The following is a 25614-nucleotide window of genomic DNA, read 5'->3' on the forward strand; positions in this document are numbered from 1 at the left end:
GCGGGCGCGACCAACCACAGCGGACCGGCACTCGCAAACGAACCGCAAGCCCCAAGCCCCGCCGCGCCCCGGGCCTCAGCCCTTGACGGCCCCGGTCAGCATCCCCTTGCGGAAGTGCTTCTGCACGAACGGCGACAGCACCGCGACCGGCAGCAACGCCATCACCATCACCGCCATCTGCACGGCGAGCCCGGACAGCTCCCCGGTCTTGATCGCCTGCCCGAGCCCCACCGGCGCCTCCTGCTTCTGCACCAGCTGGATCATGACGTTCTGCAGCGGCATCATGTCCTGGTCGTTCAGGTACAGCGACGCGTTGAACCACGCGCTCCAGTACCCGACCGCGTAGAACAGCGTGATCACCGCGAGGACCGCCCGGGACAGCGGCATGACGATCTGCCACAGGATGCGGAAGTCCCCGGCGCCGTCGATGCGGGCGCTGTCGACCAGCTCCTGCGAGATGCCCATGAAGAAGCCGCGCAGCACCAGGATGTTGAACACGCTCACCGCGCTCGGCAGGATCAGCGCGAGATAGCTGTCGGTCAGCCCGAGGGTCTGCACCAGCAGGTACGTCGGGATGAGGCCGGCGCTGAAGAACATCGTCGCCAGCAGGATCATCAGGAACCAGCGGTGCCCGAGCGAGCCGCTGCGGGACAGCCCGTAGGCGCACAGCACGGACACGGTCATCGAGAACAGCGTGCCGACGAGCGTGACGAGGACGCTGATGACCGCGGCCCGGGTGACCTGGCCCCCGCTCAGCAGCTCCTGGTAGGCCACGAACGTGATGTCGCCGGGGATCATGACCAGGCCGCCGGCCTCGTCGATCGCCCGGCGCGAGGACAGGCTCGTGACGACGACGATCCACAGCGGGAAGAGGATCGCGAGGCAGGCCAGCACCAGCACCAGGCCCTTGCCGGCCGCGCCCGCCGCAGTGGGTTTCTCGTCCCACACCGGGCGGGGCGGGGCGGACCACCAGCGGTCGCGGCGGGCCGGTCCGCGCGCGGGTTTGCCGAGGACGGCGGTCACTTCTTGTACACCCCCTGCTCGCCCATGAGATGGGCCACCTTGTTCGCCGCGAGGACCAGACCGAGGCTGACCACGCCCTTGACCAGGCCGGCGGCAGCGGCGTAGCCGAAGTCCTGGTTGCGTACGCCGTTCCACCACACGAAGGTGTCGAGCACCTCGGAGGCGCCCGGCCCGACCGCGTCGCGTTGCAGCAGGATCTGTTCGAAGCCGACGGTCAGGGCGTCGCCGACGCGCAGCACCAGCAGCAGGGCGATCACCGGGCGCAGCGCGGGCAGCGTCACGTGCCACATGCGGCGCCAGCGGTTCGCGCCGTCCATCGCGGCGGCCTCGTACAGGTCGGGGCTGACCGAGGACAGCGCGGCGAGGAAGACGATGATCCCCCAGCCGGCGTCCTTCCACACGCTCTGCGCGGTGATCAGGAAGGCGAAGGTGTCCGGGTCGGTCATGATGTCGAGCCCGTCGTACCCGTGCTGCCGCAGCAGCTGGGAGAAGATCCCGGCGCCGCCGAGCAGTTGCTGGAAGACGGCGATGACCAGCACCCACGAGAAGAAGTGCGGCAGGTACAGGACGGCCTGCGCGACCGCCCGGACCCGGGGCCTGACGACGCTGTTGATGAGCAGCGCGAGCAGGATCGGGATCGGGAAGAACAGGACGAGCTGGAGGAAGAACAGCACGAGGGTGTTCTTGACGGCGTTCCAGAACGCGGAGTCGGCGAAGATCCGCTGGAAGTTCTCGACGCCGACGAAGGGGCTGTTCAGGATGGAGACGACGCCGTTGTCGCTGATGTAGGGGTCGTACTCCTGGAAGGCGACGACGTTGCCGAGGATCGGCACGTAGTTGAAGAGGAGGACCAGCGCGAGGGCCGGCAGGGTCATGAGGATCAGGACGCGGTCGCGCCGGAACCTGACTCTGATGCCGCGCCCGTCCTGTGCCCGCCGCTTTCCGGTGCCGCCGGTGTCACCGGGCGCCGGGGTCTTCGCCGTCGTGTCGGCCTCGGGCCTGCTCCGAGGCACCGTGCTGTGGGACACGGCCGTTCTCCTTGCCTCGGGTCAGTTGGCGGAGCCGTTCTCGTCGAGGATCTTCTTGTACCAGTCGCGCAGTTCGTCGCCGCCCTTCCTCTTCCAGTTGGAGACGGCCTGCTGCATGTCGCCGATCTTCCTGCGGCCCCGGACGATGTCGTCCTCGAGCTGCTCGAAGTCGTTGGACAGGTTGGCGTACCGGGCGGGCTCGGTGATCTGCATGCCGTAGAAAGAGGACTTCTTCGTGAAGGCGCCCATCCGCTGCTGCCACTCGACCTGACCCCTGGCGACCTCGGGGAAGTCGGGGTGGGCGATGGTCGGGGCGGGGCTCGCGATCATCACGAAGGCGTTCATCACGTCGATGTTGCCCTGCTCGGTCTTGACCGGGACGCCGTCCTTGACGGTGTAGTGCGTGCCCTCGACGCCGTAGTTGGTGAGCATGTACTCCTTGGTGCCGTACGGGGCGGCGGTGACGTTGGCGACGGCGAGCACGTCACGGACGACGGCCTCGGAGGCCTTCTTGTTGACGAAGGCGAAGATGCCGGCCGGGTTCTTCGCCCACAGCGTCGGGTCGCCGCCGTCGTGGCCGAAGATGTCCATGCCCCAGATCTCGAACTCCGGGTTCTGGGCGGCCTGTTCGGCGGTGCGGCTCCACCACTGGGAGAGGTCCTGGTTGTAGATGAGGAACTCGCCCTTGGCGAACTTCGGGCCGGGGTCGGTCGCCTGGCTCTTGCCGAGCCCGGCGTCGGGGTGGACGACGCCCGCGGCGAACAGCTTGCGGGTCCACTCCAGCGCCTCGAGGTACTCCTCGGTCTCGATGCGGTAGATCAGCTTGCCGTCGGTCATGTTCCAGCCGAGGGACTTCTCCTCGCCGGAGAGCACCCCGAAGGCGTTGAAGGCGGTCCACTTCATGTCCAGGCACGCCCACCGCTTGGCGCGGGCGCTGGTCGCGTCCTTGGCCAGCGCCATGAACTCGTCGGCCGACGTGGGGACTTCGTAGCCCTCCTTGTCGAAGACGTCCTTGCGGTACAGGGGCACGATGCCCGTGACGTACGACGACGGCATGGGCAGGCCGCGCAGCTTGCCGCCGAAGATGGAGCGCTGCCAGGCGTCGGTCGGGATCGCCGCGAGGTTCGGGTACTCCTTGACGGCGTCACCGGACAGGTAGGGGCCGAGATCGGCGAACTTGCCGATGACGGCGCTGGGTATCTTGCCCGACATGTTCCAACCGGGGACGACCACGACGTCCGGGATGTCGCTGGAGGCGAGGACCGCGCCGAGCTTCTGGTCGTAGGTGTTGCCGTCCTGGTTCCGCCACCGCACGTCGACGCCGGTCAGGTCGTTCATCGCCCGGTAGTAGGCGTTGTCGTTCTTGGGCGGCGAGCCCCAGAACGGCGACATGACGCTGACCCGGCCGCCCTTGCCCAGCTTCTTCGGCACCGACGTCTTCAGGTCTGCCAGGTCGAGCTTGCCGGTGAAGCCGGCGGCGGAGCCGTTCTTCGCGGGGATGTCCGGCGTCACCACGCTGCCGGCCACGTACGCGGGGAGGATCTTCTCGGCGTCCTTGCCCGACGTGGTGCCCTCGCGCGATCCGCCGCCGGAGCCTCCGCAGGCGGCGAGCAGCGGCATGCCCCCGGCCACCGCTGCGGTGGCCACCGCCGTGGAGGCGAGGAAGCTTCGCCGGCTGGTTGGGGTGGAGGCGGCGTTCGGCGTCATTGCGTCAACCCTTCATGGCGCACCAGGACACCCGGCGGTCGTGCCGGCGGCTGCGGTGTCTCGAGTGGAACTGGCTGAGCTGAAGCGACCCTGGGAGGCTGCGTACGTCCGGCGGCAGACCCCGTAGTCGAAGCGCTTCGATGTTGCTGCGAGGTTAAGTGAACGCCTGGGGGTGCACAAGGGTCGCTTCCAAGATTCCTGGGACCGGCCGCCGTGCGTCTGCCCTCTTGTACTGCTGGAGACGACGGCCGGGACACGGACGTGTTGGGTGGCGGCGTCTTGACACCCGCCCCGTGCCGAATGAGCATCGAAGCGCTTCGAAAGCGTCGAGCCGTTCCATCGCAAGGGGATCCCCACGTGACCGCACACCCGTCGCCCGCACCACCGTTCCGCGACACGAGCCTGCCGTTCGCGAAGCGCGTCGACGACCTTCTGGCACGGCTGAGCCTGGAGGAGAAGACCGGCTTCCTGCACCAGTTCGCGCCGGCCGTCGAGCGCCTGGGCATCGCCGCGTTCCGCACCGGCCAGGAGGCCCTGCACGGGGTCGCGTGGATGGGCCCGGCGACGGTGTTCCCGCAGGCGGTCGGGCTCGGCGCGACCTGGAACGAGGACCTGGTCCGCCGGGTCGGCGACGCGGTGTCGAAGGAGATCCGCGCGATGCGCGCCCGGGACGAACGCGTCGGCCTCAACGTGTGGTCGCCGACCGTCAACCTGCTGCGCCACCCGCTGTGGGGCCGGGGCGAGGAGGGCTACTCGGAGGACCCGAAGCTCACCTCCGCCCTCGCCACCGCCTACACGCGCGGGCTGCGCGGGGAACACCCCGTGTACTGGCGCACCGCCCCGGTCCTCAAGCACTGGCTCGCCCACAACAACGAGACCGACCGGGACACCACCTCCAGTTCGGTCCGCCCGCGCGTGCTGCACGAGTACGACCTGCGCGCCTTCCGCGAGGCCGTCGAGGCGGGCGCGGTGGCGGGCGTGATGCCGGCGTACAACCTGGTCAACGGCCGCCCCAACCACGTCTCCCCGTACCTGCGGGAGCACCTGCGCACCTGGACCGGCCAGGAGCTGCTGGTCTGCTCGGACGCGGGCGCGCCCTCCAACCTGGTCGACTCCGAGCACTACTTCGCCACCCACGAGGAGGCGACCGCCGCCGCGCTGCGGGCCGGCGTCGACAGCTTCACCGACCACGGCACGGACTCCTCGGCCGTCCTCGCGCGGGTCCGCGGGGCCCTCCGGCAGGGCCTGCTGACCGAGGCGGACATCGACACCGCCGTGCGCCGGCAGCTGTCGGTCCGCTTCCGGCTCGGCGAGTTCGACGGCTACGACGAGCCGGGCGCCTTCGACACCCCCGAGCACCGGGCGCTCGCCCAGGAGGCCGCCGAGCAGGCGGTCGTCCTGCTGAGGAACGACGGCGTGCTGCCGCTGTCCCCCGGCACGCGGATCGCCGTCGTCGGGCTGCTCGCCGACGAGTGCAAGCTCGACTGGTACAGCGGCACCCTGATCCACCGTTCCACCCCGCTGGACGGCCTGTACGAGCGGTTCGGCGCGGACCACGTGGAGTTCGCCGAGGGCGTGGACCGCGTCCGCCTGAGGACGTCGGCGGGCACGTACCTGTCGGTGCCGAAGGCCCCGGACGCGCCCGCGGAGGCGCGCGGCGCGGCGGGCGCCCTGGACCCGGCGCTGCTCGCGGGCCGCACCGACCTGCCGCCGCTCACCGCCGACGCCACCGGCTCCGAACTGGCCCTCGCCGACTGGGGCGACGGCGTCCTGACGCTGCGCGCCCCCGACGGCCGCTACCTCTCGGTCGCCGACGACGGCTATCTGCGCGCCTCCGCCGACCAGCCCGGCGGCTGGGTCGTGCAGGAGACGTTCCGCCTGGAACCGCACGCGCACGGTCACCTCCTCAGGCATCTGGGGACGGGTCGCCCCGTGCAGGTCGCCGCCGACGGCGTGAAGGTTGCCGACACCGGCCCGGAGGTGTTCGAGCTGGTCGTCGCCGAGCGCGGCGAGGACGCGGTGGCACGGGCGGCGGCGCGGGCCGACGTGGTGGTGGTCGTCGCGGGCAACGACCCGCACATCAACGGCCGCGAGACCGAGGACCGCACGACGCTGCGGCTGCCCGCGCACCAGGAGCGGCTGCTGCGCGCGGCCCGCGCCGCGAACCCCCGCACGGTGCTGACGCTGGTCTCCGCCTACCCGTACGCGGTGGACACGGCGCCCCTGGCGGCGGCGCTGTGGACCGCGCACGGCGGGCAGGCGGCGGGCACCGCCCTGGCCCGGGTGCTGGCCGGCGACACCTCCCCGGCCGGCCGGCTCCCCCAGACCTGGTACGCCGACGACGCGGACCTGCCCGGCCTGCTCGACTACGACGTGATCGGCGGCCGGCAGACCTACCTGTACTTCGAGGGCACCCCGCTGTTCCCGTTCGGGCACGGGCTGTCCTACGCGTCGTTCGCGTACGCCGACCTCACGGCCCAGGTCGGCGAGGACGCGGTGCGGGTGTCGTTCACGGTCACCAACACCGGCGAGGTGACGGCCGACGAGGTCGTCCAGCTCTACACGCGGGCCGTGGACCCCTCGGTGCCGCGTCCGCGCCGCGAGCTGGTCGCGCACCGCCGGATCACCCTGGCGCCGGGCGCCACGGCCGCGCCGGCCTTCGAGGTCCCGCTGTCCGCCTTCGCGTTCTGGGACGTCGCGCACGGCCGGTGGCGCGTGGAGCCGGGCCCGTACGAACTCCTCGCGGGTGCCTCCAGCGAGGACGTCCGGCTGCGGACGACTCTCACGCTGGACGGCGAGCCCGGCGCGCCCCGCCCGGTCGCCGAACGCGGGCTGGACGCGGCCGACTACGACGAGCAGAGCGGCACGGAGATCACCGACCGCGCGAAGACCGCGGGCGACGCGGTGACGCCGGTCGCGGGCGGCGGACCGGGCGAACTGCTGTTCCGCGCCTGCGACTTCGGCTCCGGCGTGACGCGCGTGACGGCGCGGGTCGCCGGGGAGGGCAGCGTCGAGGTGTCCCTGGACGGCGGCACCGCGCGGACGGTCCTGACCCTGGAGACGCCCACGGCGGGCCCGTACGACTACACGTCCGTCACCGCGGGTCTCACCGCCGACGGCGTGCACGACGTGACGCTGCGGCTGCGCGGCCCGCTGCGGCTCGCGCACGTCGCCTTCTCCGCCTGAGGGCCCGGACGGCGCCCGGCAGCGGCCGGAGCCCCCGCACAGACGGGCTCCGGCCGCTGGTCACAGTGGCGTCAGAGGGCGAGACCGGTCAGGACCAGCACGCGCTCGTACGTGTAGTCCTCCATGGCGAACCGCACGCCCTCGCGGCCCACACCGGACTGCTTGGCGCCGCCGTACGGCATCTGGTCGGCGCGGTAGGACGGCACGTCGCCGATGACGACGCCGCCGACCTCCAGGGCGCGGTGGGCGCGGAAGGCGGTCTGCACGTCGTGCGTGAACACGCCCGCCTGGAGGCCGTACTTGGAGTCGTTGACGGCGGTGAAGGCCTCGGCCTCGCCGTCCGTCCTCTGCACGGTGAGGACCGGCCCGAAGACCTCCTCGCAGGAGATCGTCACGTCGGCGGGCACCTCGGTGAGGACGGTCGGCGCGTAGGAGGCGCCGTCGCGCTTGCCGCCGGTGAGCAGCTTCGCGCCCGCCGCCACGGCCTCGTCCACCCACGTCTCGACGCGCTTGGCGGCGTCCTCGCTGACCAGCGGGCCGACGTCCGTCGCGTCGTCGGAGGGGTCGCCGGTGACCTGGGCCTCGACAGCGGCGACGATGCGCGGCAGCAGCCGGTCGTACACGGAGGCGTCGGCGACGACCCGCTGCACGGAGATGCAGGACTGGCCGCCCTGGTAGTTGGAGAAGGTGGCGATGCGGTTCGCGGCCCAGTCCAGGTCCTCGTCGCTCGCCCAGTCGGCCAGCACGACGGCCGCGCCGTTGCCGCCCAGCTCCAGCGTGCAGTGCTTGCGCGGCACCGAGTCCATGATCGCGTAGCCGACCTTCTCGGAGCCCGTGAAGGAGATGACCGGCAGGCGCTCGTCCTGGACCAGGGCGGGCATGGCGTCGTTCGGCACCGGCAGGATGCTCCACGAACCGGCGGGCAGCTCGGTCTCGGCCAGCAGCTCGCCGATGACCAGCCCGGACAGCGGGGTGGCCGGGGCGGGCTTGAGGATGATGGGCGCGCCGGCGGCGATGGCCGGGGCGACCTTGTGGGCGCACAGGTTCAGCGGGAAGTTGAAGGGCGCGATGCCGAGCACGACGCCCTTCGGGAAGCGCCGGGTGAGGGCGAGCCGGCCCTGGCCGCCGGGGTCGGTGTCGAGGCGCTGCGCCTCGCCGCCGTTGAACCGCCGGGCCTCCTCGGCCGCGAAGCGGAACACCGACACGGCGCGCCCGACCTCGCCGCGGGCCCACTTGATGGGCTTGCCGTTCTCGGCGGAGATCAGCCGGGCGATCTCCTCGGTGCGCTCGGCGAGCCGCCGGCTGACGTGGTCGAGGGCGGCGGCGCGCACGTGGGCGGGGGTGGCGGCGAACTCGTCCCGTACGGCGTACGCGGCGGCCACGGCCTCCTCGACCTGGGCGTCCGTCGGCACGGCGACCCGGCCGACGAGACGGCCGTCCCACGGGGAGGTGACGTCGAAGGTGTCCTCGCCGGTGACCTGGCGGCCGGCGAGCCAGAAGGCGTGGGTGGAAGTCATAGCGAGTCCCGGCCCTTCCGCGTTGGGGGTGTGCTGGTGCTGTCGGGTCCACCGTAGGGGGGCGACGGCGGAGGGTCGCTTGTCCGAGTCGTAGCAGTCGGCGCTTCCGGTAGGACGGTTTGGCGTACGCGGCGGTCTAGTCGGCGGAGGTGGCCTTCAGGGCCAGCCACAGCTCCATGCGGACGTCCGCGTCGTCGAGCGAGCGGCCGAGGATCTCCTCCACGCGGCGCATCCGGTAGCGCAGGGTGTGCCGGTGCACCCCGAGGTCGGCCGCCGCGGCGTCCCACTGACCGTGCCGGGACAGCCAGGCGCGCAGCGACTTGACGAGGTCGCCGCGGCCGGTCGCGTCGTGCTCGTACAGCGCCCGCAGCAGTCCGTCCGCGAACGCCCGCACCGCGTCGTCGGCGAGCAGCGGCAGCACCGACCCCGCCGCGAGCTGCTCGTGCTCGACCAGGACGCGGCCGCGCCGCCGCGCCACCGACAGCGCCTGCTCGGCCTGCTTGTAGGCGGCTGCCGCGGCGATGGGCCCGACCGGCGCCGACATCCCGAGGACGACCTCGTCCTCGTCGGCCGCCGCCTGCTCGGACCGGCCCGCCTCCACCGCGGCGGCGTACTCGCCGCAGGCCGCGACGGCCGCCCCGCCGTCCCCGGCCAGCACCACCAGCCGCTCCCCCTCGGGCACGACGAGCAGGGCCTCGCCCGCGCGGGCCGCGGCGGACTCCACCACCTCGGCGAACGCGCCGAGCGGGTCCCCGCCCGCGTCGGCGGCGGCGAGCGCGGCGGCCGACGCGGACGGCACGACGGGCGCGGGCGGGTGCGGTTCGGTGGGGACCCGTGCGGACAGGGCCGACGCCGACTCGGCGACGAGCATCCGGAACGGCGCGTCCAGCAGCCCGCCGTACAGGTCGCCGGCGACCGCGCGGGCGTGGTCCGGTTCCCCGGCCAGCAGCATGCGCAGCACGGCCGCGCCGATGCGCTGCTCGGCCGCGTGCAGCGAGCGCGAGCGTTCGGTGGTGAGGGTGAGCAGGGCGATGGCCGAGTGGACGGCGTATCGCTCGGCGGTGCCGAGGGCGGCGGCCGTGCCGACGGCGAGCGCGGCGCGGGGCCGCCGGCCGGTGCCCAGGGAGTGCAGTTCGACGCGGTCCTCGTGGTCGGGGCCGCCCACCACCGAGGAGGCGGGCGCGGACCGCTCCCGCAGCCGCCGCACGTCCTCCGTCAGCCGGGCGGCACGCCGGACGGCCCACTCGGGTGCGGTGGCGACGACGGCGCCCGAGGCGTCGTACAGCGCCGCCCAGCCGTCGACCTGTGCGGCGAGCGCGGCGAGCAGTCCCTCGGGGCCGGAGGTGAGGGCCTGTCGGGTCAGCTCGCGCTGGGCGGCGAAGCCCGCGGTCACGGCCCGGTACTGGTCGGCGGCGATCGCGGCGGACACGGCCTTGCTGATGGCGAGGAACGGGGTGCGGCGCGGCACCTCCAGCAGCGGCAGCCCTTCCTGTGCGGCGGCCTCGACGAGGGCCTCGGGGATCTGCTCGTAGTTGACGCCGACGGCGAAGCCGAGCCCGACGACGCCCGCCTCGACCAGCCGCTTCACATAGCGGCGCATCGCGTCGGGGTTCTCCGCGTCGAGTTTCAGCGCGGTGATCAGCAGCAGTTCCCCGCCCTCCATGTACGGCACGGGGTCGGCGAGCTCGCTGACGTGCGCCCAGCGCACGGGCACGTCCAGGCGGTCCTCGCCGGCCCGCACGGTCAGCTTCAGCGCGGAGTGGTGGACGAGCGAGGCGAGCGTGGGGGGCATGAGGCCTTCGGGTCTCTTCGAGTGGGGCGGCTGCGGCAAGCGGGGGGCTCAAGTGGCGGGATGTGGCGGGACAGGGAGATCGGGTGATCATTGTGATCATTTGGCCGTCACGTATGAACGACCCATGTCGATTCTGCCTCACCGTACGGTCCCCCGTGCCCGCGGACCTCCGTTTCCGGCCGTCTCAGCCCCGCAGGTCGACCAGCAGCGGCGGCGCGTGCTCTCCCGTCACGTCGGTGAGCGACAGCACCGCGTGCGCCGGCGGCACGGCGTGCGCCAGCTCGGACGCGGACCAGCGCTCCCGCTCCACCCGCCGCACGGTCACGGCCTCCGTCGTCACGGCCTTGCCGGTCACCATCCTGCGCAGCGTGTGGAGAGCGCGGGTCAGGGGCTGGTCGGCGAAAACGGTGTGCTGGGCGACCTCCTCGGTCTCCACCCACTCCTTGCCCCACGCCTCGGCGAAGGCGCGCCCGTCCCAGGTGGTGACGCCGGAGAACGCCATGCGGCAGCCGACCGCGCTGAACAGGGGCCCGTGCAGCGGCTCGGGCACCTCCGCGAGGGTCCGCAGGGTGAGGACCACGCCGGCGTTCAGGGAGCGGAGCCGCTGGATCCCGCGGACGGTCCCGGTGGTCAGGGTGCCCGCGGCGTCGTCCAGGACCAGGCAGACGAAGTGACCGCGGTCGCCGGCGGAGCGGGCCACGGCCGTGAACTGGGCCAGCAGCAACCGGGCGAGGAGCCTCGACGCCTCCTCGTGGCCGCGCTCGGGCAGGTCGACACGGACCCGCAGCGGATGGTGGGTCACGGAACGCAGCGAGAAGTGCCGGGCGTCCCCGGCGCCGAAGAACCGCTCGAAGGCGGGACGGTCGAGGAGGGCGAGCCGGTCCGCCAGCGCCGGTCCGGGGTCGGTCGCGGTGCCCGCCTGCCGGATGCGGGCCTCCAGTTCGCGGCGCATGGCGGGATGCGCGCCCGCGTCCAGCGCGCCCCGGAGGGCGGACAGCGCCTCCGGGTCCCCTTCGAGGAGTTCGCGCAACACCGGCACGGCCGGGAAACGGCCGTGCACGGCACGGTACGGGCCCAGCAGCTGGGCCAGGGCGGTGGCCGCGCGCCGGCTGTCGACCGCGTCCAGGTCTCCGACCAGGCCCTCCGCCAGGAAGGAGGCCGCCTCGTCGGGGTCGGTGGAGTCGGCGTAGAGGTCCAGGTCGTGGACGGAGGCGGGGTCGCCGAGCCGGACGACGACGTCGTACGCCCCGTCCGGGCCGAGGGGGGCGCCCGCGGCGCCGACCGCCACGACGGCGCAGTCCCCGGTGAGCGCCTGGAGGGCGAGGGTCTCGACGACGGGCCGGACGAGGCCGCGGGTCTTGCCGGCGCCGGACGGCCCCACGGCGAGCAGGGAGGTGCCGAGCGTCGACGGGTCGAGTGCGACGCCCGCCCCGTGCCGTTCGGGCGGGTTGGTCTTCGCCGCGACGCAGGTGCCGATCCGCACCTGGCCGGCGAGCAGGTCGTGCCGGGCCGTGCGGGCGGGCAGGTCCCGGGCGCCCGACGGGTGGGTCCAGGCCGCGGCCCCGTTGCGGAGCACCGTCTCGGCGAAGTCGGCCACGCGGGCGGCGTCGCGGCGCGCCCGCGTCCAGGCGTGCCGTACGCGTACGCAGTCGACGTCGTTCATCCGTCCCGCCAGCACTTCGGCGAGGAGCAGGTCGGCCGCCCGATGCTGTCCTGCCTCCCTGAGCTGCGGCCACTGGGCCCGGCCGGGCGCCATCGTGGGCGGGGGCCCGGTCTGCGCGGAGCGTGCGTCGAGGCGGCGCCTGGCGAGCGGCCACCAGCCGCCGATCCGGGCGAAGGGCCACAGGACCGCCGCGGTGATCAGGGCGTACAGGCCATAGGTGATCACCGGGGACCGGAAGACCTCGACGCCGCCCGCGACGAGGGTCACCAGGGAGAGCACGGGGTCGACGACCGGCAGCGTGAACCAGGGCTCGCCGGGAACGGCTTCCGGCCAGACGAGGCCGAGCGTGACCAGGGCGGCGAGCGCCGTCACCGCGGCACGGGTCCGCTCGCCGTGGCGGTCGAGGTAGAACCGGATCACCCTCGGCAGGCTTCCGAGGTAGCCGGCGACCAGGAGGAAGACGAGCGGGGCCAGATGGTCGTAGACGATCTTGGCGTGCACGCCCTGCCACGTCCGGGGCCAGACCGTGCCCCGGTACCACCACTCGTCCGGCGTGAGCCACTGGATGAGGACCCACTGGTAGGGCGCGTTCCCCTCGCTCCACATGAACCACAGGAGCAGCGCCACGGCCAGCGGGACCAGGGAGGCCGCCAACGTCGACGGGTCCAGCCGCTGCTTCGCGCTCGCTTGCCGGGGCGGGGTGAATCCGAACCGCCAGACGCCGGGGCCCACGACGGGACGCGGCGCGTCGAGCCACTCGGCGACGGGGGACGGGGCACCGGGCCGGACCTGCGGCACGGGGGGCGCGGGCGGCATGGGCGGCACGGGGGGAAGCGCGCCCGGCGGCGGCTGCGCGGGCGAGGCGGGGCGCGGTACCCGGTCGGCGTGCGTGCCGCGAGCGTCGTGCGTGCCGTCAGTGTCCATCGTGCGTGCCCCCTGGCCAGCCGGTCCGTGCCTCGTTCGCGGGTCAATCTAGTGCCCTCGCACGGGGCGTTGGCCGGTTACGCGGCCGGGCCCGCGCGGATCGGCCATCGCGTCACCGTGTCCAGGTCACCCGGCCGCTATGTCCACGGCGGACAACCGGGTCCCGCGACAACGCCCACATGGAGCATGCCCACCCTCCGGCCGCGCCCCTAGCCTGCGAGAAAAGAAGGCAAGCGTCCGCAAGACCCCCCAGGAGCCCCGCATGACCGCACTTCCGCAGGAGCGCCGCGTCGTCACCGCCATTCCCGGCCCGAAGTCGCAGGAGCTGCAGGCCCGCCGCACCGCCGCGGTCGCGCAGGGCGTGGGTTCCGTACTGCCCGTCTTCACCGCGCGGGCGGGCGGCGGCATCATCGAGGACGTCGACGGCAACCGCCTGATCGACTTCGGTTCCGGCATCGCCGTGACGTCGGTCGGCGCCTCCGCCGAGGCCGTCGTCCGCAAGGCGTCCGCCCAGCTCGCGGACTTCACCCACACCTGCTTCATGGTCACGCCGTACGAGGGGTACGTCGCCGTCGCCGAGGCGCTGGCCGAGCTGACGCCGGGCGACCACGCGAAGAAGTCGGCCCTGTTCAACAGCGGCGCCGAGGCCGTCGAGAACGCCGTCAAGATCGCCCGCGCGTACACGAAGCGCCAGGCGGTCGTGGTGTTCGACCACGGCTACCACGGCCGGACCAACCTCACGATGGCGCTGACCGCGAAGAACATGCCGTACAAGCACGGCTTCGGCCCGTTCGCCCCCGAGGTCTACCGCGTGCCCGTCGCCTACGGCTACCGCTGGCCGACCGGTGCGGACAACGCCGGTCCCGAGGCCGCCGCGCAGGCCGTCGACCAGATCACCAAGCAGGTCGGCCCGGAGAACGTCGCCGCGATCATCATCGAGCCGGTGCTCGGCGAGGGCGGCTTCATCGAGCCCGCGAAGGGCTTCCTGCCGGCGATCAGCAAGTTCGCCTCCGACCACGGCATCGTCTTCGTCGCCGACGAGATCCAGTCCGGCTTCTGCCGCACCGGCCAGTGGTTCGCCTGCGAGGACGAGGGCATCGTCCCGGACCTCATCACGACCGCGAAGGGCATCGCCGGCGGACTGCCGCTGGCCGCCGTGACGGGCCGCGCCGAGATCATGGACGCCGCGCACGCGGGCGGCCTCGGCGGCACCTACGGCGGCAACCCGGTCGCCTGCGCGGGTGCGCTCGGCGCGATCGAGACGATGAAGGAGCTGGACCTCAACGCGAGGGCCAGGCGCATCGAGGAGGTCATGAAGGGCCGCCTGGCCGCCATGGCCGAGAAGTTCGACCTCATCGGCGACATCCGGGGCCGGGGCGCGATGATCGCCGTCGAGCTGGTCAAGGACCGCACGACCAAGGAGCCGGACGCGCAGGCGACGGCCGCGCTCGCCAAGGCCTGCCACCAGGAGGGCCTGCTGGTGCTGACCTGTGGCACCTACGGCAACGTGCTGCGTTTCCTGCCGCCGCTGGTGATCGGCGAGGACCTGCTGAACGAGGGCCTGGACATCATCGAGCAGGCGTTCACGCGCATCTGAGCGGGGTGCGCCGCAGCGGTGACGCCCCAGCCGCAGAGCGTGTGAAGAAGGTGTGCGAGGTGCATGGCAGGGGGCGGTTGCGCCTGTCGCGGGCGCACCCCCTGTCGTAGGTTCTACGCAGTTGAGAGATACACCCCCGCCCACAGGGGACTGTGGGTGACATCGGGCCGGGGCCTCCCCAGCTTCGGCCTGGTCGTGCCTCGCGCACACCGAAGTCTCGGCTTCGGATCTCCTCACCGATCGGACGGTCGCCCGCCCCAAACCCCCCGGGGCGCGCGACGTTCCGGTCAGAACGGCCGACGCGGACGTTCTTGAAGGGCCGGCGCACTCCCCCCTGCGCCGGCCCTTCGGCCGTTTCTCAGCCGCTGTCCCGGCAGCGCGGGTGGAAGGCGCTCAGCGCGTCGCGGGGCATCCCGCTCGGGGTGCTCTCGTCGAACCTCTCCGGCAGGACCGTGTACCGACGGGAGCGCTCGTCGGCGTCGCCGAGCCCCGTGCCGACGTTTCCGAGGCGGGCCTGCACCTCGTGGACACCGTCGCCCGCGTACGCGTAGACGGCCAGGTCCGGGTGGCGGTCGTGGTCGTAGTCGGCGACGGCGAGGCCGCGGGTCTCGCCGAGGTCGAGGCCGCGGGTGCGCTGTCCGCCGCCGGAGGCCGAGAACGGCCCGAAGCGCACCTCCGCCACGTCGGGCTCGACCGGGTCGTCGCCCCGCCACTCCCCCGTGGCCGCCACGACCAGGTCGGGCCAACCGTCCCGGTCGAAGTCCGCCACGGCACCCACCACGTCCTTCGCGTCCTCGGCGCCGTCCCCGGCCAGTTCCCGCACGGGGACGGGATGTCCGGAGCCGGACCGTCCGCCGAAGGCCACGGCGAGCCGCCTGCCCGTGCCCGAGGGGTCCAGCACCCGGTCGGCGCGGCCGTCCCCGTCGACGTCCGCGACGAGGGCCCCGTCCGCGCCGACACAGGCCGCCACCTTCGGCGGGCCGTCGGGGGCGGGCGGCGGGTCCCCGTCGTCCCCGCACCCGGCGAGCAGCACCAGTGCCACCACCGGCAGCGCGGCACCCCGCCGCAGCCGCCGTCCGCCGTTGCGGGACCGCATGTGACCGCTCATGGTGACGTGGACGGCCCGCGGGCCACCGGGGTTGTACGCGGCGCCCGTTTCCGTCGGCGTCATCCGCCGCGCGGGGCGCCCGCCGTCAGCCTTCCTTCCACAGCAGCACGGTCAGCACGGCGCTGGAGACCGTCACCGGTCGGCCGGCCTGGTTCAGCAGCCGTATCCGCATCCCCCGGCCGGACGCCAGGCGCTTGGTGACGGGCAGCGTGGCGAACGTGCCGCCCGGGGTGCCGACGACCTCGTGTATCGAGTGGTCCGTGCGGTGCTCGGAGCCCTCGTACTCGCTCATCCGCGCCTGGAGCACCGCGCCGACGGGCAGGCCGTCTATGCGCAGGCTGACGGAACCGGTGAACCGGGCCGGGCCGCGCGCCCACACGGCTCCGCCGCCGGCGTGGTGACCCGGCTCGTCGCTCCACTCCCTGGTGAACTCGATGCTGTTCCAGTCGCCCGGGGTGAGCGTGTAGGCCTCCGCGAGACCGAGGTTGACGTACTGGGGCACGGGGTCCTCTCCTTCCCACTGGCCCGCCGGGAGCGCCAGGCAGTCGGCGAGGTCGCGGCGGAAGTCCTTCATGTCGAAGCCCCGGGGGTCGGACTTGTGGTCGGACCACTCCAGGTGGCCGATCGCCGACTTCGGGCCCCAGCCGTGCGCGCGGCAGATCGCCGCCGCGGCCCTGACCATGGCGGTGTACTGGGCGGGCGGCCAGGGGTCCTTGCCGTCGCCGAGGTTCTCGCACTCGAAGCCGTAGAAGCGGGCGTTGCCGTCGACGGCTCCGGAGGAGTCCTGGTGTTCGTTCGTGCGGGGCGGGTAGTCGCCGTACGACTCGCTCACCACGGCTCTGAGAACGTCCGGGTCGCCGCCGCCCGCGTGGTTGGCGCGGCCGTTGCCCACCAGGTGCACGGTGCCGTCCTTGGTGATGCAGCCGGTCGAGAGCGGGCCCGGGAGTTTGCTGTGGCCGTGGTAGATGAGGCTCACGACATCGTACGAGGGGCCGGTGACGGTGTGGTGGATCATCACGCCGTTGACGGGGCCCCAGGGGCCCGTGTGGTTGCGGTTGTTGGTGCGCCAGTCACCGACCTCCCGCACCGTGCAGCCCTCCTCGCGCAGCGCGGCGACCAGCCGGCTCGCGGTGAGCGGTTCGGCCATGCGCAGTCCTCCGGTTCGCTGGGGGCCGCGCCGGGCGGCGTCGGCGGGGGGCGTGGACGGGGTGTCCGGCTGGATGATTCCGCCCGCCGTGTCGCGCTACACCGGGATGCGTCATATTGACCGGTCCTGTCAAGCTGTATCCGTGTCCCGCCTGTTTCTGCCGTTCCTTGCGTCCCTGTGGTTGCCTGCCGTTGCCTTCGGGCTGATCACCTGGCAGGTCGTCGCCGACGGTCCGCTGCTGGACGCCGACGCGAGTGTGAGCCGGGCGCTCCGCCACCCGGACCGGGGCTCCGAACTCCTCGCGGACCTCGGCAACGCGGAGGTCGCGCTGCCGGTCCTGCTCGCCGTCCTGGTGTACGCCGGGCTGCGGCGGCGGGCGGCGGGCGCCGTCCGCTGGTGGCTGCCGCCCGTTCTGGCCGCCGTGTGGATGGCGGTGGTGCCGCTGCTGGTCGTGCCGGTGAAGGAACTGACGGACCGTCCGGGCACGCCGGTCCATCCGGGCTCCGGCTTCTTCCCCTCCGGGCACACGGCCACGGCCGCGGTCGCCTACGGGACCGCGGCGGTGCTGCTCCTGCCGCTGCTGCGCACCGCCCACGCGCGCCGCGCCCTGGTCACCGCCTCGGCGGTCGTGAACGCCGGCGTGGGCTTCGGCCTGGTGCGGCGCGGCTACCACTGGCCGCTGGACGTGGTGGCCAGTTGGTGCCTGTGCGCGGTGCTGCTGACGCTGTTCGTGCTGGCGCTGCGCGGGCTGACGCCTCCTCAGGCGCCCCCTGGGGCGCCTGCACGGGCGGCTTCTCAGCCGAAGTAGCCGTCGCACGTCCGCTGGAACTCGCTCGTGAGGATCTTCGTGCCGTCGCGGTGGACGGCGGCCGTCCGGACGGTCTGCGCAGGCTGACGAGGTCCACAAGTGCCTCCGGAGACGCGGGAGTTGGAGGGGTAGAACGCGCTCAACTCGGTCCAGACCAATTCGGTCGTCAAGACCACTGGCGCGTTGTCACACCTCCTCCCCCGTCGCGCCGCCCGCCGCGGCCTCATGCATCGCCAGCTCCAGGAGAGCCGGGTCGGTGAGGGTGCCGGAGCCGTCCGGCTGGACCAGCCAGCGCACCGGCCCGGTCGCCGCCCGGCCCGGGAACGGCACCACGATCCAGGTGCCGGGTCCGGCCGTGCGCACGCCCGTGCCCAGCCAGCGGCCCGCGGTGCCCGGCGGCACGAAGAACCCGGTGCGGTCGTCCCCGAAGTCGGCGAGCACCGGGCCCGGCCGGCCGAGGACCCGGGTGAGCACGTCGAGCGTGGGACGTCCGAGCGTGGCCGGGAGGATCAGGACGTCCCAGGCCTTCCCGGCCGGCAGCAGGGTCACCCCGTGCGGATTGCGTTCCCATTCCCAGCGGCAGACGTCGGGATCCGGCGCGACGGACACCAGCCACTCGACAGCGGACTTCGTTGTCCCCGCCATGACGGAACCTCCCTCTCTCTCGTGGACGCGGTCGCGTCACGAGGGAGAGGGAGGCCCCCCGGGGGTCATTACGCGGGTTCCGGGGCCTCGTTGGAGTGACCCGGGGCACATCAGCCCGGTCAGCTGTCGAAGCCCAGTCCCAGCCGGTCCATCGTCCGCAGCCACAGGTTGCGCCGCCCGCCGTGCGCGTCGGCGCGGGCCAGCGACCACTTGGTGAGCGCGATCCCCGTCCAGGCGAAGGGCTCCGGCGGGAACGGCAGCGGCTTCCTGCGCACCATCTCCAGCTCGGTGCGCTCGGTGCGCTCCCCGGCCAGCAGGTCGAGCATCACCTCGGCGCCGAACCGGGTCGCGCCCACGCCGAGCCCCGTGTAGCCCGCCGCGTACGCCACCTTCCCCCGGTGGGCCGTGCCGAAGAAGGCCGAGAAGCGCGAGCAGGTGTCGATGGCGCCGCCCCACGCGTGCGTGAAGCGGACGCCCTCCAGCTGCGGGAAGCAGGTGAAGAAGTGCCCGGCGAGCTTGGCGTAGGTCTCCGGCCGGTCGTCGTACTCGGCGCGCACCCGGCCGCCGTAGGGGTAGACGGCGTCGTAGCCGCCCCACAGGATGCGGTTGTCGGCGGACAGCCGGAAGTAGTGGAACTGGTTCGCCGAGTCGCCGAGGCCCTGCCGGTTCCTCCAGCCGACGGACGCGAGCTGGGCGGCGGTGAGCGGCTCGGTCATCAGCGCGTAGTCGTAGACCGGGACCGTGTAGGCGCGCACCCGCCTGACCAGGCTCGGGAAGACGTTCGTGCCGAGCGCCACCTGCCGGGCGCGGACCTGCCCGTACGGGGTGCGTACGGCCATGCCGGCGCCGTACGGCTTCAGGGTGAGGGCGGGCGTGTGCTCGTGGATCCGCACGCCGAGGTCCAGGCAGGCCCGCTTCAGGCCCCAGGCGAGCCTTGCCGGGTTCAGCATGGCCACGCCCCGGCGGTCCCACAGGCCGGCCAGGAAGGTGGGCGAGGCGACCTGCTCCCGGACCGCCTCGGCGTCCAGGTACTCGACGCCGTCGGCCAGGCCCTCGCCCTGAATCCGCGTGTACCAGTCGCGCAGTTCGCGTGCCTGGTGGGGCTCGGTGGCGACGTCGATCTCGCCGGTGCGCTCGAAGTCGCAGTCGATGCCGTACCGGGCGACGGCCCGCTCGATCTCCGTCAGGTTGCGGGCGCCGAGTTCCTCCAGCCTGTGGATCTCGCCGGGCCAGCGGGTGAGGCCGTTGGGCAGGCCGTGCGTGAGGGAGGCGGCGCAGAAGCCGCCGTTGCGGCCGGAGGCGGCCCAGCCCGCCTCACGGCCCTCCACGAGCAGCACGTCCCGCTGCGGGTCGCGCTCCTTGGCGACGAGCGCGGTCCACAGTCCGCTGTAGCCGCCGCCGACGACGAGCAGGTCGCAGGTCTCGGCGCCGGTGAGGGCGGGTTCGGGGCGCGGCCTGCCGGGGTCGTCCAGCCAGTACGGCACCGGCCGGGCCTCGGAGAGGGATTCGGTCCACTCGGTTCTGCTCATGGCGCTCGGGGCCATGATGTCAACTCCCTACAGGGTTTCAGGCCTTCTGCTTCTTGCGGCGGTTTCCGGCGGCCATGGACATGAGCACGAGCAGCACGGCGACGACGAACATGGCCGTGCCGACCACATTGATCTGCACCGGTGTGCCGCGCTGCGCCGAGCCCCAGACGAACATGGGGAACGTGACGGTGGAACCGGCGTTGAAATTCGTGATGATGAAGTCGTCGAAGGACAGCGCGAACGCGAGCAGCGCGCCCGCCGCGATACCGGGCGCGGCAATCGGCAGGGTCACCCGGACGAATGTCTGGAAGGGCCCCGCGTAAAGGTCCTGCGCGGCCTGTTCCAGCCTCGGGTCCATCGACATCACGCGCGCCTTGACGGCCGTGACGACGAAACTGAGGCAGAACATGATGTGGGCGATGAGGACCGTCCAGAAGCCCAGCTCGGCGCCCATGTTGAGGAACAGCGTGAGCAGTGAGGCGGCCATGACGACCTCGGGCATCGCCATCGGCAGGAAGATCAGCGAGTTGACCGCGCCGCGCGCCCGGAACCGGTAGCGGACCAGCGCGAACGCGATCAGCGTGCCGAGGACGGTCGCGCCGAGCGTCGCCCACAGGGCGATCTGGAGGCTGAGCGCCAGCGAGCCGCACAGGCCGGACACGCCGCACGGGTCGCGCCAGGCGTCCGTGGAGAACTGCCGCCACTCGTAGTTGAAGCGGCCCGCCGGATTGTTGAAGGAGAACACCGTCACGACGATGTTCGGCAGGAGGAGATAGGACAGCGTCAGCAGTCCCGCGATGACGACGAGATGGCGTTTGAGCCAGTTGACGAAGGCCATTTACACCAAATCCTCCGTGCCGGACCTGCGGATGTAGAGGGTGACCATGACGAGGATCGCGGCCATCAGGATGAACGAGAGCGCGGCGGCCGTCGGATAGTCCAGCACCCGCAGGAACTGCGTCTGGATGACGTTGCCGACCATTCTCGTGTCGGTCGAGCCGAGCAGATCGGCGTTGACGTAGTCGCCGGACGCCGGGATGAACGTCAGCAGCGTGCCGGACACCACGCCCGGCATCGACAGCGGGAAGGTGACCTTGCGGAACGTCGTCCACGGCCTCGCGTACAGATCGCCCGCCGCCTCGTGCAGCCGCGGGTCGATGCGCTCCAGGGAGGTGTACAGCGGCAGGATCATGAACGGCAGGAAGTTGTACGTCAGACCGCACACCACCGCCAGCGGCGTGGCCAGCAACCGGTCGCCGGACGTCCAGCCGAGCCAGCTCGTCACGTCCAGGACGTGCAGCGCGTCCAGCGCGCCGACGACCGGCCCGCCGTCGGCGAGGATCGTCTTCCACGCGAGCGTGCGGATCAGGAAGCTGGTGAAGAACGGCGCGATCACCAGGATCATGATCAGGTTGCGCCAGCGGCCCGCCCGGAACGCGATGAGATACGCGAGCGGATACCCCAGCAGCAGACAGAGCACGGTCGCCGTGGCGGCGTAGGCGACCGACCGCACGAACTGCGGCCAGTACTCGGCGAGGGCGTCCCAGTACGTCGCGACGTGCCAGGTGACCCGGTAGCCCTCCTCCAGGGAGCCGGTCTGCACGGACGTGGAGGCCTGGTAGACCAGCGGCAGCGCGAAGAACACCAGCAGCCACAGGATGCCGGGCAGCAGCAGGAGGTACGGAGTCCAGCGGCCCCGCCTGCGCGGGGGTCTGCGCTCGGGGGCGGGCGCCAGGGGCGGCGCCTCGGTGACGGTCGCCATCAGGCCGCGTCCCCCTTGTCCGGCTTCCCCTGCTTCTCCGGCTCCACCGTTTCCACACCGGCGTCGATGTCCTGCGCCGCGTCGAGGCCGAAGGTGTGCGCCGGGTTCCAGTGCAGGACGACCTCGGCGCCGGGCACCAGACGCGGGTCCCGGTCGATGTTCTGGGCGTACACCTCGAAGTCGGCGCAGACCGGGCTGTCCACGACGTACTGGGTGCAGACGCCGATGAAGCTGGAGTCGGCGATCCGGCCGGTGATGCGGTTGCGGCCCTCGGGGATCCGGCCCGCGTCGTCGGCGTGCGTGAGCGAGATCTTCTCCGGGCGGACACCGGCCAGCACCTTGCCGCCGGTGGACGTGGGTGCCGAGCAGCGCGCCCGGGGCAGCACCAGCTTGCCGCCGCCCGCCTTCAGCACGAGCTCGTCGCCGCCCGCGGTGTCGACCTCGGCCTCGATGAAGTTGGAGGTGCCGAGGAAGTTCGCCACGAACGTGGTCCGCGGGTTCTCGTACAGGTCGGCGGGCGAGCCGAGCTGCTCGACGCGGCCCGCGTTCATCACGGCGACGGTGTCGGCCATGGTCATGGCCTCCTCCTGGTCGTGCGTGACGTGCACGAAGGTGATGCCGACCTCGGTCTGGATGCGCTTGAGCTCCAGCTGCATCTGGCGGCGCAGCTTCAGGTCGAGGGCGCCGAGCGGCTCGTCGAGCAGCAGCACCCTGGGGTGGTTGATCAGGGCGCGGGCCACGGCGACGCGCTGCTGCTGGCCGCCGGAGAGCTGGTGCGGCTTCTTGCGGGCCTGCTCGCCGAGCTGCACCAGCTCCAGCATCTCCTCGACCTGCTTCGTCACGCTGCGGATGCCGCGCCGGCGCAGACCGAAGGCGACGTTCTCGAAGATGTCCAGGTGCGGGAAGAGGGCGTAGGACTGGAAGACCGTGTTCACCGGCCGCTTGTACGGGGGCAGCCGGGTGACGTCCTGGTCGCCGAGGTGGACGGTGCCCGAGGTTGGCTCCTCCAGGCCGGCGATCATGCGCAGGGTGGTGGTCTTGCCGCAGCCGGACGCGCCGAGCAGGGCGAAGAAGGAGCCCTGCGGCACGGTCAGGTCGAGCGGGTGCACGGCGGTGAACGCGCCGTAGGTCTTGCCGATGCCGGTGAGGCGGACGTCGCCGCCGGTGTCTGTCGTCGTCTTCATCTCGTCACGCCCCCGTGAGCTTCGCGAACTTGGCTTCGTAGGCCGTCTCTTCCTTCGAGCTCAGTGAGCGGAAGGCGCGGGACTTGGCCTGCATGGCCCGGTCGGGCAGGATCAGCGGGTTGTTCGCCGCGTCCTCGTCGATCTTGGCGAGTTCGTCCTTCACGCCGTCGACGGGACACACGTAGTTGATGTACGCGGCGAGTTCGGCGGCGGCCTTCGGCTCGAAGTAGTAGTCGATGAGCCGCTCGGCGTTGGTCTTGTGCCGGGCCTTGTTGGGGACCAGCAGGTTGTCGCTGGAGGTCAGGTAGCCGCTGTCCGGGATGAGGAAGTCGACGTCCGGGCTGTCCGCCTTCAGCTGGACGACGTCACCGGCCCAGGCGAGACAGGCCGCGAAGTCGCCCTTGGTGAGGTCGGAGGTGTAGTCGTTGCCGGTGAAGCGGCGGATCTGGCCCCGGTCGACGGCCTTCTGGAGGCGGGCGATGGCCGCGTCGTAGTCGTCGTCGCCGAACTTCCCCGGGTCCTTGCCCATGTCGAGCAGCGTCATCCCGACGGTGTCGCGCATCTCGGTGAGGAAGCCGACGCGGCCCTTGAGCTTCGGGTTGTCGAGCAGGTCGGACACCGACGTCACCTCGACGCCGTCGAGCGCCTTCTTGTTGTAGGCGATGACCGTGGAGATGCCCTGCCAGGGGTAGGAGTAGGCGCGTCCGGGGTCCCAGTCGGGGCTGCGGAACTGCGACGACAGGTTCGCGAAGGCGTGCGGCAGGTTGGCCGGGTCGAGTTTCTGGACCCACCCGAGGCGGATGAGGCGGCCCGCCAGCCAGTCCGTCACGCAGATGAGGTCGCGGCCGGTGTCCTGGCCCGCGGCGAGCTGCGGCTTGATCTTGCCGAAGAACTCGTTGTTGTCGTTGATGTCCTCGGTGTACTTGACCTTGATGCCGGTGCGCCTGGTGAACGCCTCCAGCGTCGGGTGGCGCTTGCCGCTGTCGTCGACGTCCATGTACTCGGTCCAGTTGGAGAAGCTCACGGTCTTCTCCTCCGCCGAGCGGTCCTCCGCCGACACCCCGCCCTGGGCCTTGCCGGCCGCGGGGATGCCGCAGCCGCTCAGGCCGCCGAGCGCCCCGGCCGCGAGCGCGCCGCCCGCGGAGGCGCGAAGCAGCGAGCGCCGGGTGAGGGCGGCCCTGCCGTTTCGGAAACTGCGCCGCACGGCGGCCACTTGGGCCGCTGTCAGGCGGTCGGGCTCGTACTGCTCCATGCGCGTGGTGCCCTTTCGGGAGGTCGGTCGGCCGTGGTCGGGCGGCCTGGTGGCTAACGGTCCCCGAAGACGGTGCGGTGCCAGTCCTTCCTGGCGACCGCCGTGTTGTCGAACATGACGTGCTTGATCTGCGTGTACTCCTCGAAGGAGTAGGCGGACATGTCCTTGCCGAAGCCGGACGCCTTGTAGCCGCCGTGCGGCATCTCGCTGATGATCGGGATGTGGTCGTTGACCCACACGCAGCCCGCCGCGATCTCGCGGGTGGCGCGGTTCGCCCGGTAGACGTCCCGGCTCCAGGCGGAGGCGGCCAGCCCGTACGGGGTGTCGTTGGCGAGCGCGATCCCCTCGTCGTCGCTGTCGAAGGGCAGCACGACGAGGACCGGCCCGAAGATCTCCGCCTGCACGATCTCGCTGTCCTGGGCCGCGTCGGTGATCAGCGTCGGCCGGTAGTACGCGCCGTTGCCCAGCTCCCCCCGCGGTGCCTCGCCACCGGTCACCACGCGCGCGTAGGCGCGGGCCCGGTCCACGAAGGAGGCGACCCGGTCGCGCTGGGCGTGCGAGATCAGCGGGCCGAGGTCGGTGCCGGGGGCGAAGGGATCGCCGAGCCGGACGGTCTCCATGAGCGCGGCCGTGCGCGCGACGAACGCCTCGTACAGCGGCCGCTGCACGTACGCGCGCGTGGCGGCCGTGCAGTCCTGCCCGGTGTTGATGAGGGCCCCGGCGACGGCGCCGTTGGCGGCGGCCTCCAGGTCGGCGTCGTCGAAGACCACGAACGGTGCCTTGCCGCCGAGTTCCAGGTGGAGGCGCTTGACGGTGGCGGTGGCCAGCTCGGCGACGCGTCTGCCGACGGCGGTGGAGCCGGTGAAGGACGTCATGGCGACGCCGGGGTGCGCGACGAGGTGCTCGCCGGCCTCCTGCCCCGTCCCGGTGACGATGTTGATCACACCGTCCGGGATGCCGGCGTCGGTGGCGGCCTGGGCGAACAGCAGCGAGGTCAGCGGGGTGAGTTCGGCGGGCTTCAGCACGACGGTGTTGCCCGCGGCGACGGCCGGGAGGATCTTCCAGGCGGCCATCTGGAGCGGGTAGTTCCACGGCGCGATGGAACCGACGACACCGATGGGCTCCCGGCGCACGTACGAGGTGTGGTCGCCGGAGTACTCGGCGGCGGCCTGCCCCTGCAGGTGCCGGGCGGCGCCCGCGAAGAACGCGATGTTGTCGATGGTGCCCGGCACGTCGAACTCACGGGCCAGCTTCAGCGGCTTGCCGCACTGCAGGGCCTCGGCCCGGGCGAAGTCCTCGGCGCGCTCGGCGACGACGGCGGCGAAGCGGTGCAGCGCGTCGGACCGCTCGCCGGGGGTGGCACCGGCCCAGCCCGGGAAGGCCGCGCGGGCCGCGGCGACCGCGGCGTCGACGTCGTCGGCGGAGGCCGTCTCGTAGCGGTACACGTCCTCCCCGCTCGCCGGATCGACGACCGCGTGCGTACGGCCGGACGTGCCCCGCGTGAGGCGGCCCGCGATGTACTGCGCCCCGCCCGCGAAGTGCTCCCGCGCCGGAAAACGGCCCGCGGTGGCGGCGGCCTGCGGGGTGTCCGGGGTGGCGTTGCCCGGGTTGTGCATGTCGCTCTCCTCCGTGTCCCCGAGAGGGGGCCGGCGTGGCTCAGGGTCGATTTGAGTGCCGATCCTGACAGAGCGACGGCACTCCAACAAGTGATTCCGTTGTTGCCTTTTGATTACGCGACGGAA

19 protein-coding genes are annotated in these 25614 nt (G+C 72.3%); 3 read left to right on the forward strand and 16 right to left on the reverse strand.

From position 1 onward, the window contains the following. Nucleotides 1-75: 75 nt before the first annotated feature. From AB0M97_RS24990 to AB0M97_RS25000, 3 genes are read right to left on the reverse strand one after another with little or no spacing between them, the layout of a single operon-like run. Nucleotides 76-1023 carry a carbohydrate ABC transporter permease gene (locus AB0M97_RS24990; RefSeq protein WP_365963203.1) on the reverse strand — a complete coding sequence of 316 codons (948 nt, stop codon included), beginning with the start codon at nucleotides 1021-1023 and terminating at the stop codon, nucleotides 76-78. Further along, nucleotides 1020-2051 (reverse strand): ABC transporter permease subunit, encoded by a 1032-nt coding sequence (locus tag AB0M97_RS24995; protein WP_365963204.1) that lies wholly within the window; start codon nucleotides 2049-2051, stop codon nucleotides 1020-1022. The genes AB0M97_RS24990 and AB0M97_RS24995 overlap by 4 nt, the downstream gene beginning before the upstream one ends. Nucleotides 2052-2072: 21 nt before the next feature. Further along, a complete protein-coding gene (locus tag AB0M97_RS25000) occupies nucleotides 2073-3758 on the reverse strand; it encodes an extracellular solute-binding protein (RefSeq protein WP_365963205.1) in 1686 nt (561 codons plus the stop codon). Between the two features lie 357 nt (nucleotides 3759-4115). Between AB0M97_RS25000 and AB0M97_RS25005 the strand changes: the two genes are divergently transcribed. Next, nucleotides 4116-6944: a glycoside hydrolase family 3 C-terminal domain-containing protein gene (locus tag AB0M97_RS25005; protein WP_365963206.1), complete on the forward strand. Its 2829-nt coding sequence runs from the start codon at nucleotides 4116-4118 to the stop codon at nucleotides 6942-6944. 71 nt (nucleotides 6945-7015) lie between these two features. Here the strand turns inward: AB0M97_RS25005 and AB0M97_RS25010 are convergent, their stop codons facing one another. The 3 genes from AB0M97_RS25010 to AB0M97_RS25020 form a co-directional block, all read right to left on the reverse strand. After that, a complete protein-coding gene (locus AB0M97_RS25010; RefSeq protein WP_365963207.1) occupies nucleotides 7016-8461 on the reverse strand; it encodes an aldehyde dehydrogenase family protein in 1446 nt (481 codons plus the stop codon). 136 nt (nucleotides 8462-8597) lie between these two features. Beyond that, the gene (locus AB0M97_RS25015; RefSeq protein WP_365963208.1) at nucleotides 8598-10253 is read right to left on the reverse strand and encodes a PucR family transcriptional regulator; all 1656 of its coding nucleotides are present in this window, start codon (nucleotides 10251-10253) and stop codon (nucleotides 8598-8600) included. Nucleotides 10254-10437: 184 nt separating this feature from the next. Next, on the reverse strand, nucleotides 10438-12840 hold the full coding sequence (locus tag AB0M97_RS25020; protein ID WP_365963209.1) for an ATP/GTP-binding protein: 2403 nt from the start codon (nucleotides 12838-12840) through the stop codon (nucleotides 10438-10440). A 262-nt stretch (nucleotides 12841-13102) separates the two neighbouring features. Between AB0M97_RS25020 and gabT the strand changes: the two genes are divergently transcribed. Then, nucleotides 13103-14437 carry a 4-aminobutyrate--2-oxoglutarate transaminase gene (gene gabT, locus AB0M97_RS25025; protein WP_365963210.1) on the forward strand — a complete coding sequence of 445 codons (1335 nt, stop codon included), beginning with the start codon at nucleotides 13103-13105 and terminating at the stop codon, nucleotides 14435-14437. Between the two features lie 358 nt (nucleotides 14438-14795). Here the strand turns inward: gabT and AB0M97_RS25030 are convergent, their stop codons facing one another. Beyond that, nucleotides 14796-15608 (reverse strand): VCBS repeat-containing protein, encoded by an 813-nt coding sequence (locus AB0M97_RS25030; protein ID WP_365963211.1) that lies wholly within the window; start codon nucleotides 15606-15608, stop codon nucleotides 14796-14798. 22 nt (nucleotides 15609-15630) lie between these two features. Next, nucleotides 15631-16692, reverse strand: coding sequence for an N-acetylmuramoyl-L-alanine amidase (locus AB0M97_RS25035; protein ID WP_365963212.1), 1062 nt, complete (start codon nucleotides 16690-16692; stop codon nucleotides 15631-15633). 142 nt (nucleotides 16693-16834) lie between these two features. On the opposite strand from AB0M97_RS25035, the gene AB0M97_RS25040 reads away from it, so the two are divergent. Next, nucleotides 16835-17500: a phosphatase PAP2 family protein gene (locus AB0M97_RS25040; RefSeq protein ID WP_365963213.1), complete on the forward strand. Its 666-nt coding sequence runs from the start codon at nucleotides 16835-16837 to the stop codon at nucleotides 17498-17500. Here the strand turns inward: AB0M97_RS25040 and AB0M97_RS25045 are convergent. The 8 genes from AB0M97_RS25045 to AB0M97_RS25080 all read right to left on the reverse strand — a co-directional run bounded on the left by AB0M97_RS25045 (nucleotide 17488) and on the right by AB0M97_RS25080 (nucleotide 25488). Further along, a complete protein-coding gene (locus AB0M97_RS25045; RefSeq protein ID WP_365963214.1) occupies nucleotides 17488-17676 on the reverse strand; it encodes a hypothetical protein in 189 nt (62 codons plus the stop codon). The two genes, AB0M97_RS25040 and AB0M97_RS25045, sit on opposite strands and share 13 nt — an antisense overlap. 10 nt (nucleotides 17677-17686) lie before the next feature. Beyond that, the gene (locus AB0M97_RS25050) at nucleotides 17687-18145 is read right to left on the reverse strand and encodes a hypothetical protein (protein WP_365963215.1); all 459 of its coding nucleotides are present in this window, start codon (nucleotides 18143-18145) and stop codon (nucleotides 17687-17689) included. 119 nt (nucleotides 18146-18264) lie between these two features. Beyond that, entirely contained in the window at nucleotides 18265-19689 is a 1425-nt protein-coding gene (locus AB0M97_RS25055; protein WP_365963216.1) for an FAD-dependent oxidoreductase, read from the reverse strand. 22 nt (nucleotides 19690-19711) lie between these two features. Then, on the reverse strand, nucleotides 19712-20512 hold the full coding sequence (locus AB0M97_RS25060; protein ID WP_365963217.1) for an ABC transporter permease: 801 nt from the start codon (nucleotides 20510-20512) through the stop codon (nucleotides 19712-19714). Further along, complete coding sequence (locus tag AB0M97_RS25065) at nucleotides 20513-21436, reverse strand: ABC transporter permease (RefSeq protein ID WP_365963218.1); 924 nt, start codon at nucleotides 21434-21436, stop codon at nucleotides 20513-20515. Then, nucleotides 21436-22620 carry an ABC transporter ATP-binding protein gene (locus AB0M97_RS25070; RefSeq protein WP_365963219.1) on the reverse strand — a complete coding sequence of 395 codons (1185 nt, stop codon included), beginning with the start codon at nucleotides 22618-22620 and terminating at the stop codon, nucleotides 21436-21438. Before AB0M97_RS25070 ends, AB0M97_RS25065 begins: the two co-directional genes overlap by 1 nt. Nucleotides 22621-22624: 4 nt before the next feature. Beyond that, nucleotides 22625-23872: a spermidine/putrescine ABC transporter substrate-binding protein gene (locus tag AB0M97_RS25075; protein ID WP_365963220.1), complete on the reverse strand. Its 1248-nt coding sequence runs from the start codon at nucleotides 23870-23872 to the stop codon at nucleotides 22625-22627. Between the two features lie 53 nt (nucleotides 23873-23925). Continuing rightward, nucleotides 23926-25488, reverse strand: a complete 1563-nt coding sequence (locus AB0M97_RS25080; protein ID WP_365963221.1) for a gamma-aminobutyraldehyde dehydrogenase — start codon at nucleotides 25486-25488, stop codon at nucleotides 23926-23928. Nucleotides 25489-25614 lie beyond the last annotated feature (126 nt).

Source organism: Streptomyces sp. NPDC051207 (genome assembly GCF_040682395.1).
In the GTDB taxonomy this organism is placed as follows: Bacteria; Actinomycetota; Actinomycetes; order Streptomycetales; family Streptomycetaceae; genus Streptomyces.

What these genes read in the sequence shown, in the direction of transcription:
- AB0M97_RS25000 (WP_365963205.1), bottom strand. Translation starts at nt 3,758, where the DNA reads ATGACGCCGAACGCCGCCTCCACCCCAACCAGCCGGCGAAGCTTCCTC.
- AB0M97_RS25010 (WP_365963207.1), bottom strand. Translation starts at nt 8,461, where the DNA reads ATGACTTCCACCCACGCCTTCTGGCTCGCCGGCCGCCAGGTCACCGGC.
- AB0M97_RS25015 (WP_365963208.1), bottom strand. Translation starts at nt 10,253, where the DNA reads ATGCCCCCCACGCTCGCCTCGCTCGTCCACCACTCCGCGCTGAAGCTG.
- AB0M97_RS25020 (WP_365963209.1), bottom strand. Translation starts at nt 12,840, where the DNA reads ATGGACACTGACGGCACGCACGACGCTCGCGGCACGCACGCCGACCGG.
- gabT (WP_365963210.1), top strand. Translation starts at nt 13,103, where the DNA reads ATGACCGCACTTCCGCAGGAGCGCCGCGTCGTCACCGCCATTCCCGGC.
- AB0M97_RS25030 (WP_365963211.1), bottom strand. Translation starts at nt 15,608, where the DNA reads ATGACGCCGACGGAAACGGGCGCCGCGTACAACCCCGGTGGCCCGCGG.
- AB0M97_RS25035 (WP_365963212.1), bottom strand. Translation starts at nt 16,692, where the DNA reads ATGGCCGAACCGCTCACCGCGAGCCGGCTGGTCGCCGCGCTGCGCGAG.
- AB0M97_RS25050 (WP_365963215.1), bottom strand. Translation starts at nt 18,145, where the DNA reads ATGGCGGGGACAACGAAGTCCGCTGTCGAGTGGCTGGTGTCCGTCGCG.
- AB0M97_RS25055 (WP_365963216.1), bottom strand. Translation starts at nt 19,689, where the DNA reads ATGGCCCCGAGCGCCATGAGCAGAACCGAGTGGACCGAATCCCTCTCC.
- AB0M97_RS25060 (WP_365963217.1), bottom strand. Translation starts at nt 20,512, where the DNA reads ATGGCCTTCGTCAACTGGCTCAAACGCCATCTCGTCGTCATCGCGGGA.
- AB0M97_RS25065 (WP_365963218.1), bottom strand. Translation starts at nt 21,436, where the DNA reads ATGGCGACCGTCACCGAGGCGCCGCCCCTGGCGCCCGCCCCCGAGCGC.
- AB0M97_RS25070 (WP_365963219.1), bottom strand. Translation starts at nt 22,620, where the DNA reads ATGAAGACGACGACAGACACCGGCGGCGACGTCCGCCTCACCGGCATC.
- AB0M97_RS25075 (WP_365963220.1), bottom strand. Translation starts at nt 23,872, where the DNA reads ATGGAGCAGTACGAGCCCGACCGCCTGACAGCGGCCCAAGTGGCCGCC.
- AB0M97_RS25080 (WP_365963221.1), bottom strand. Translation starts at nt 25,488, where the DNA reads ATGCACAACCCGGGCAACGCCACCCCGGACACCCCGCAGGCCGCCGCC.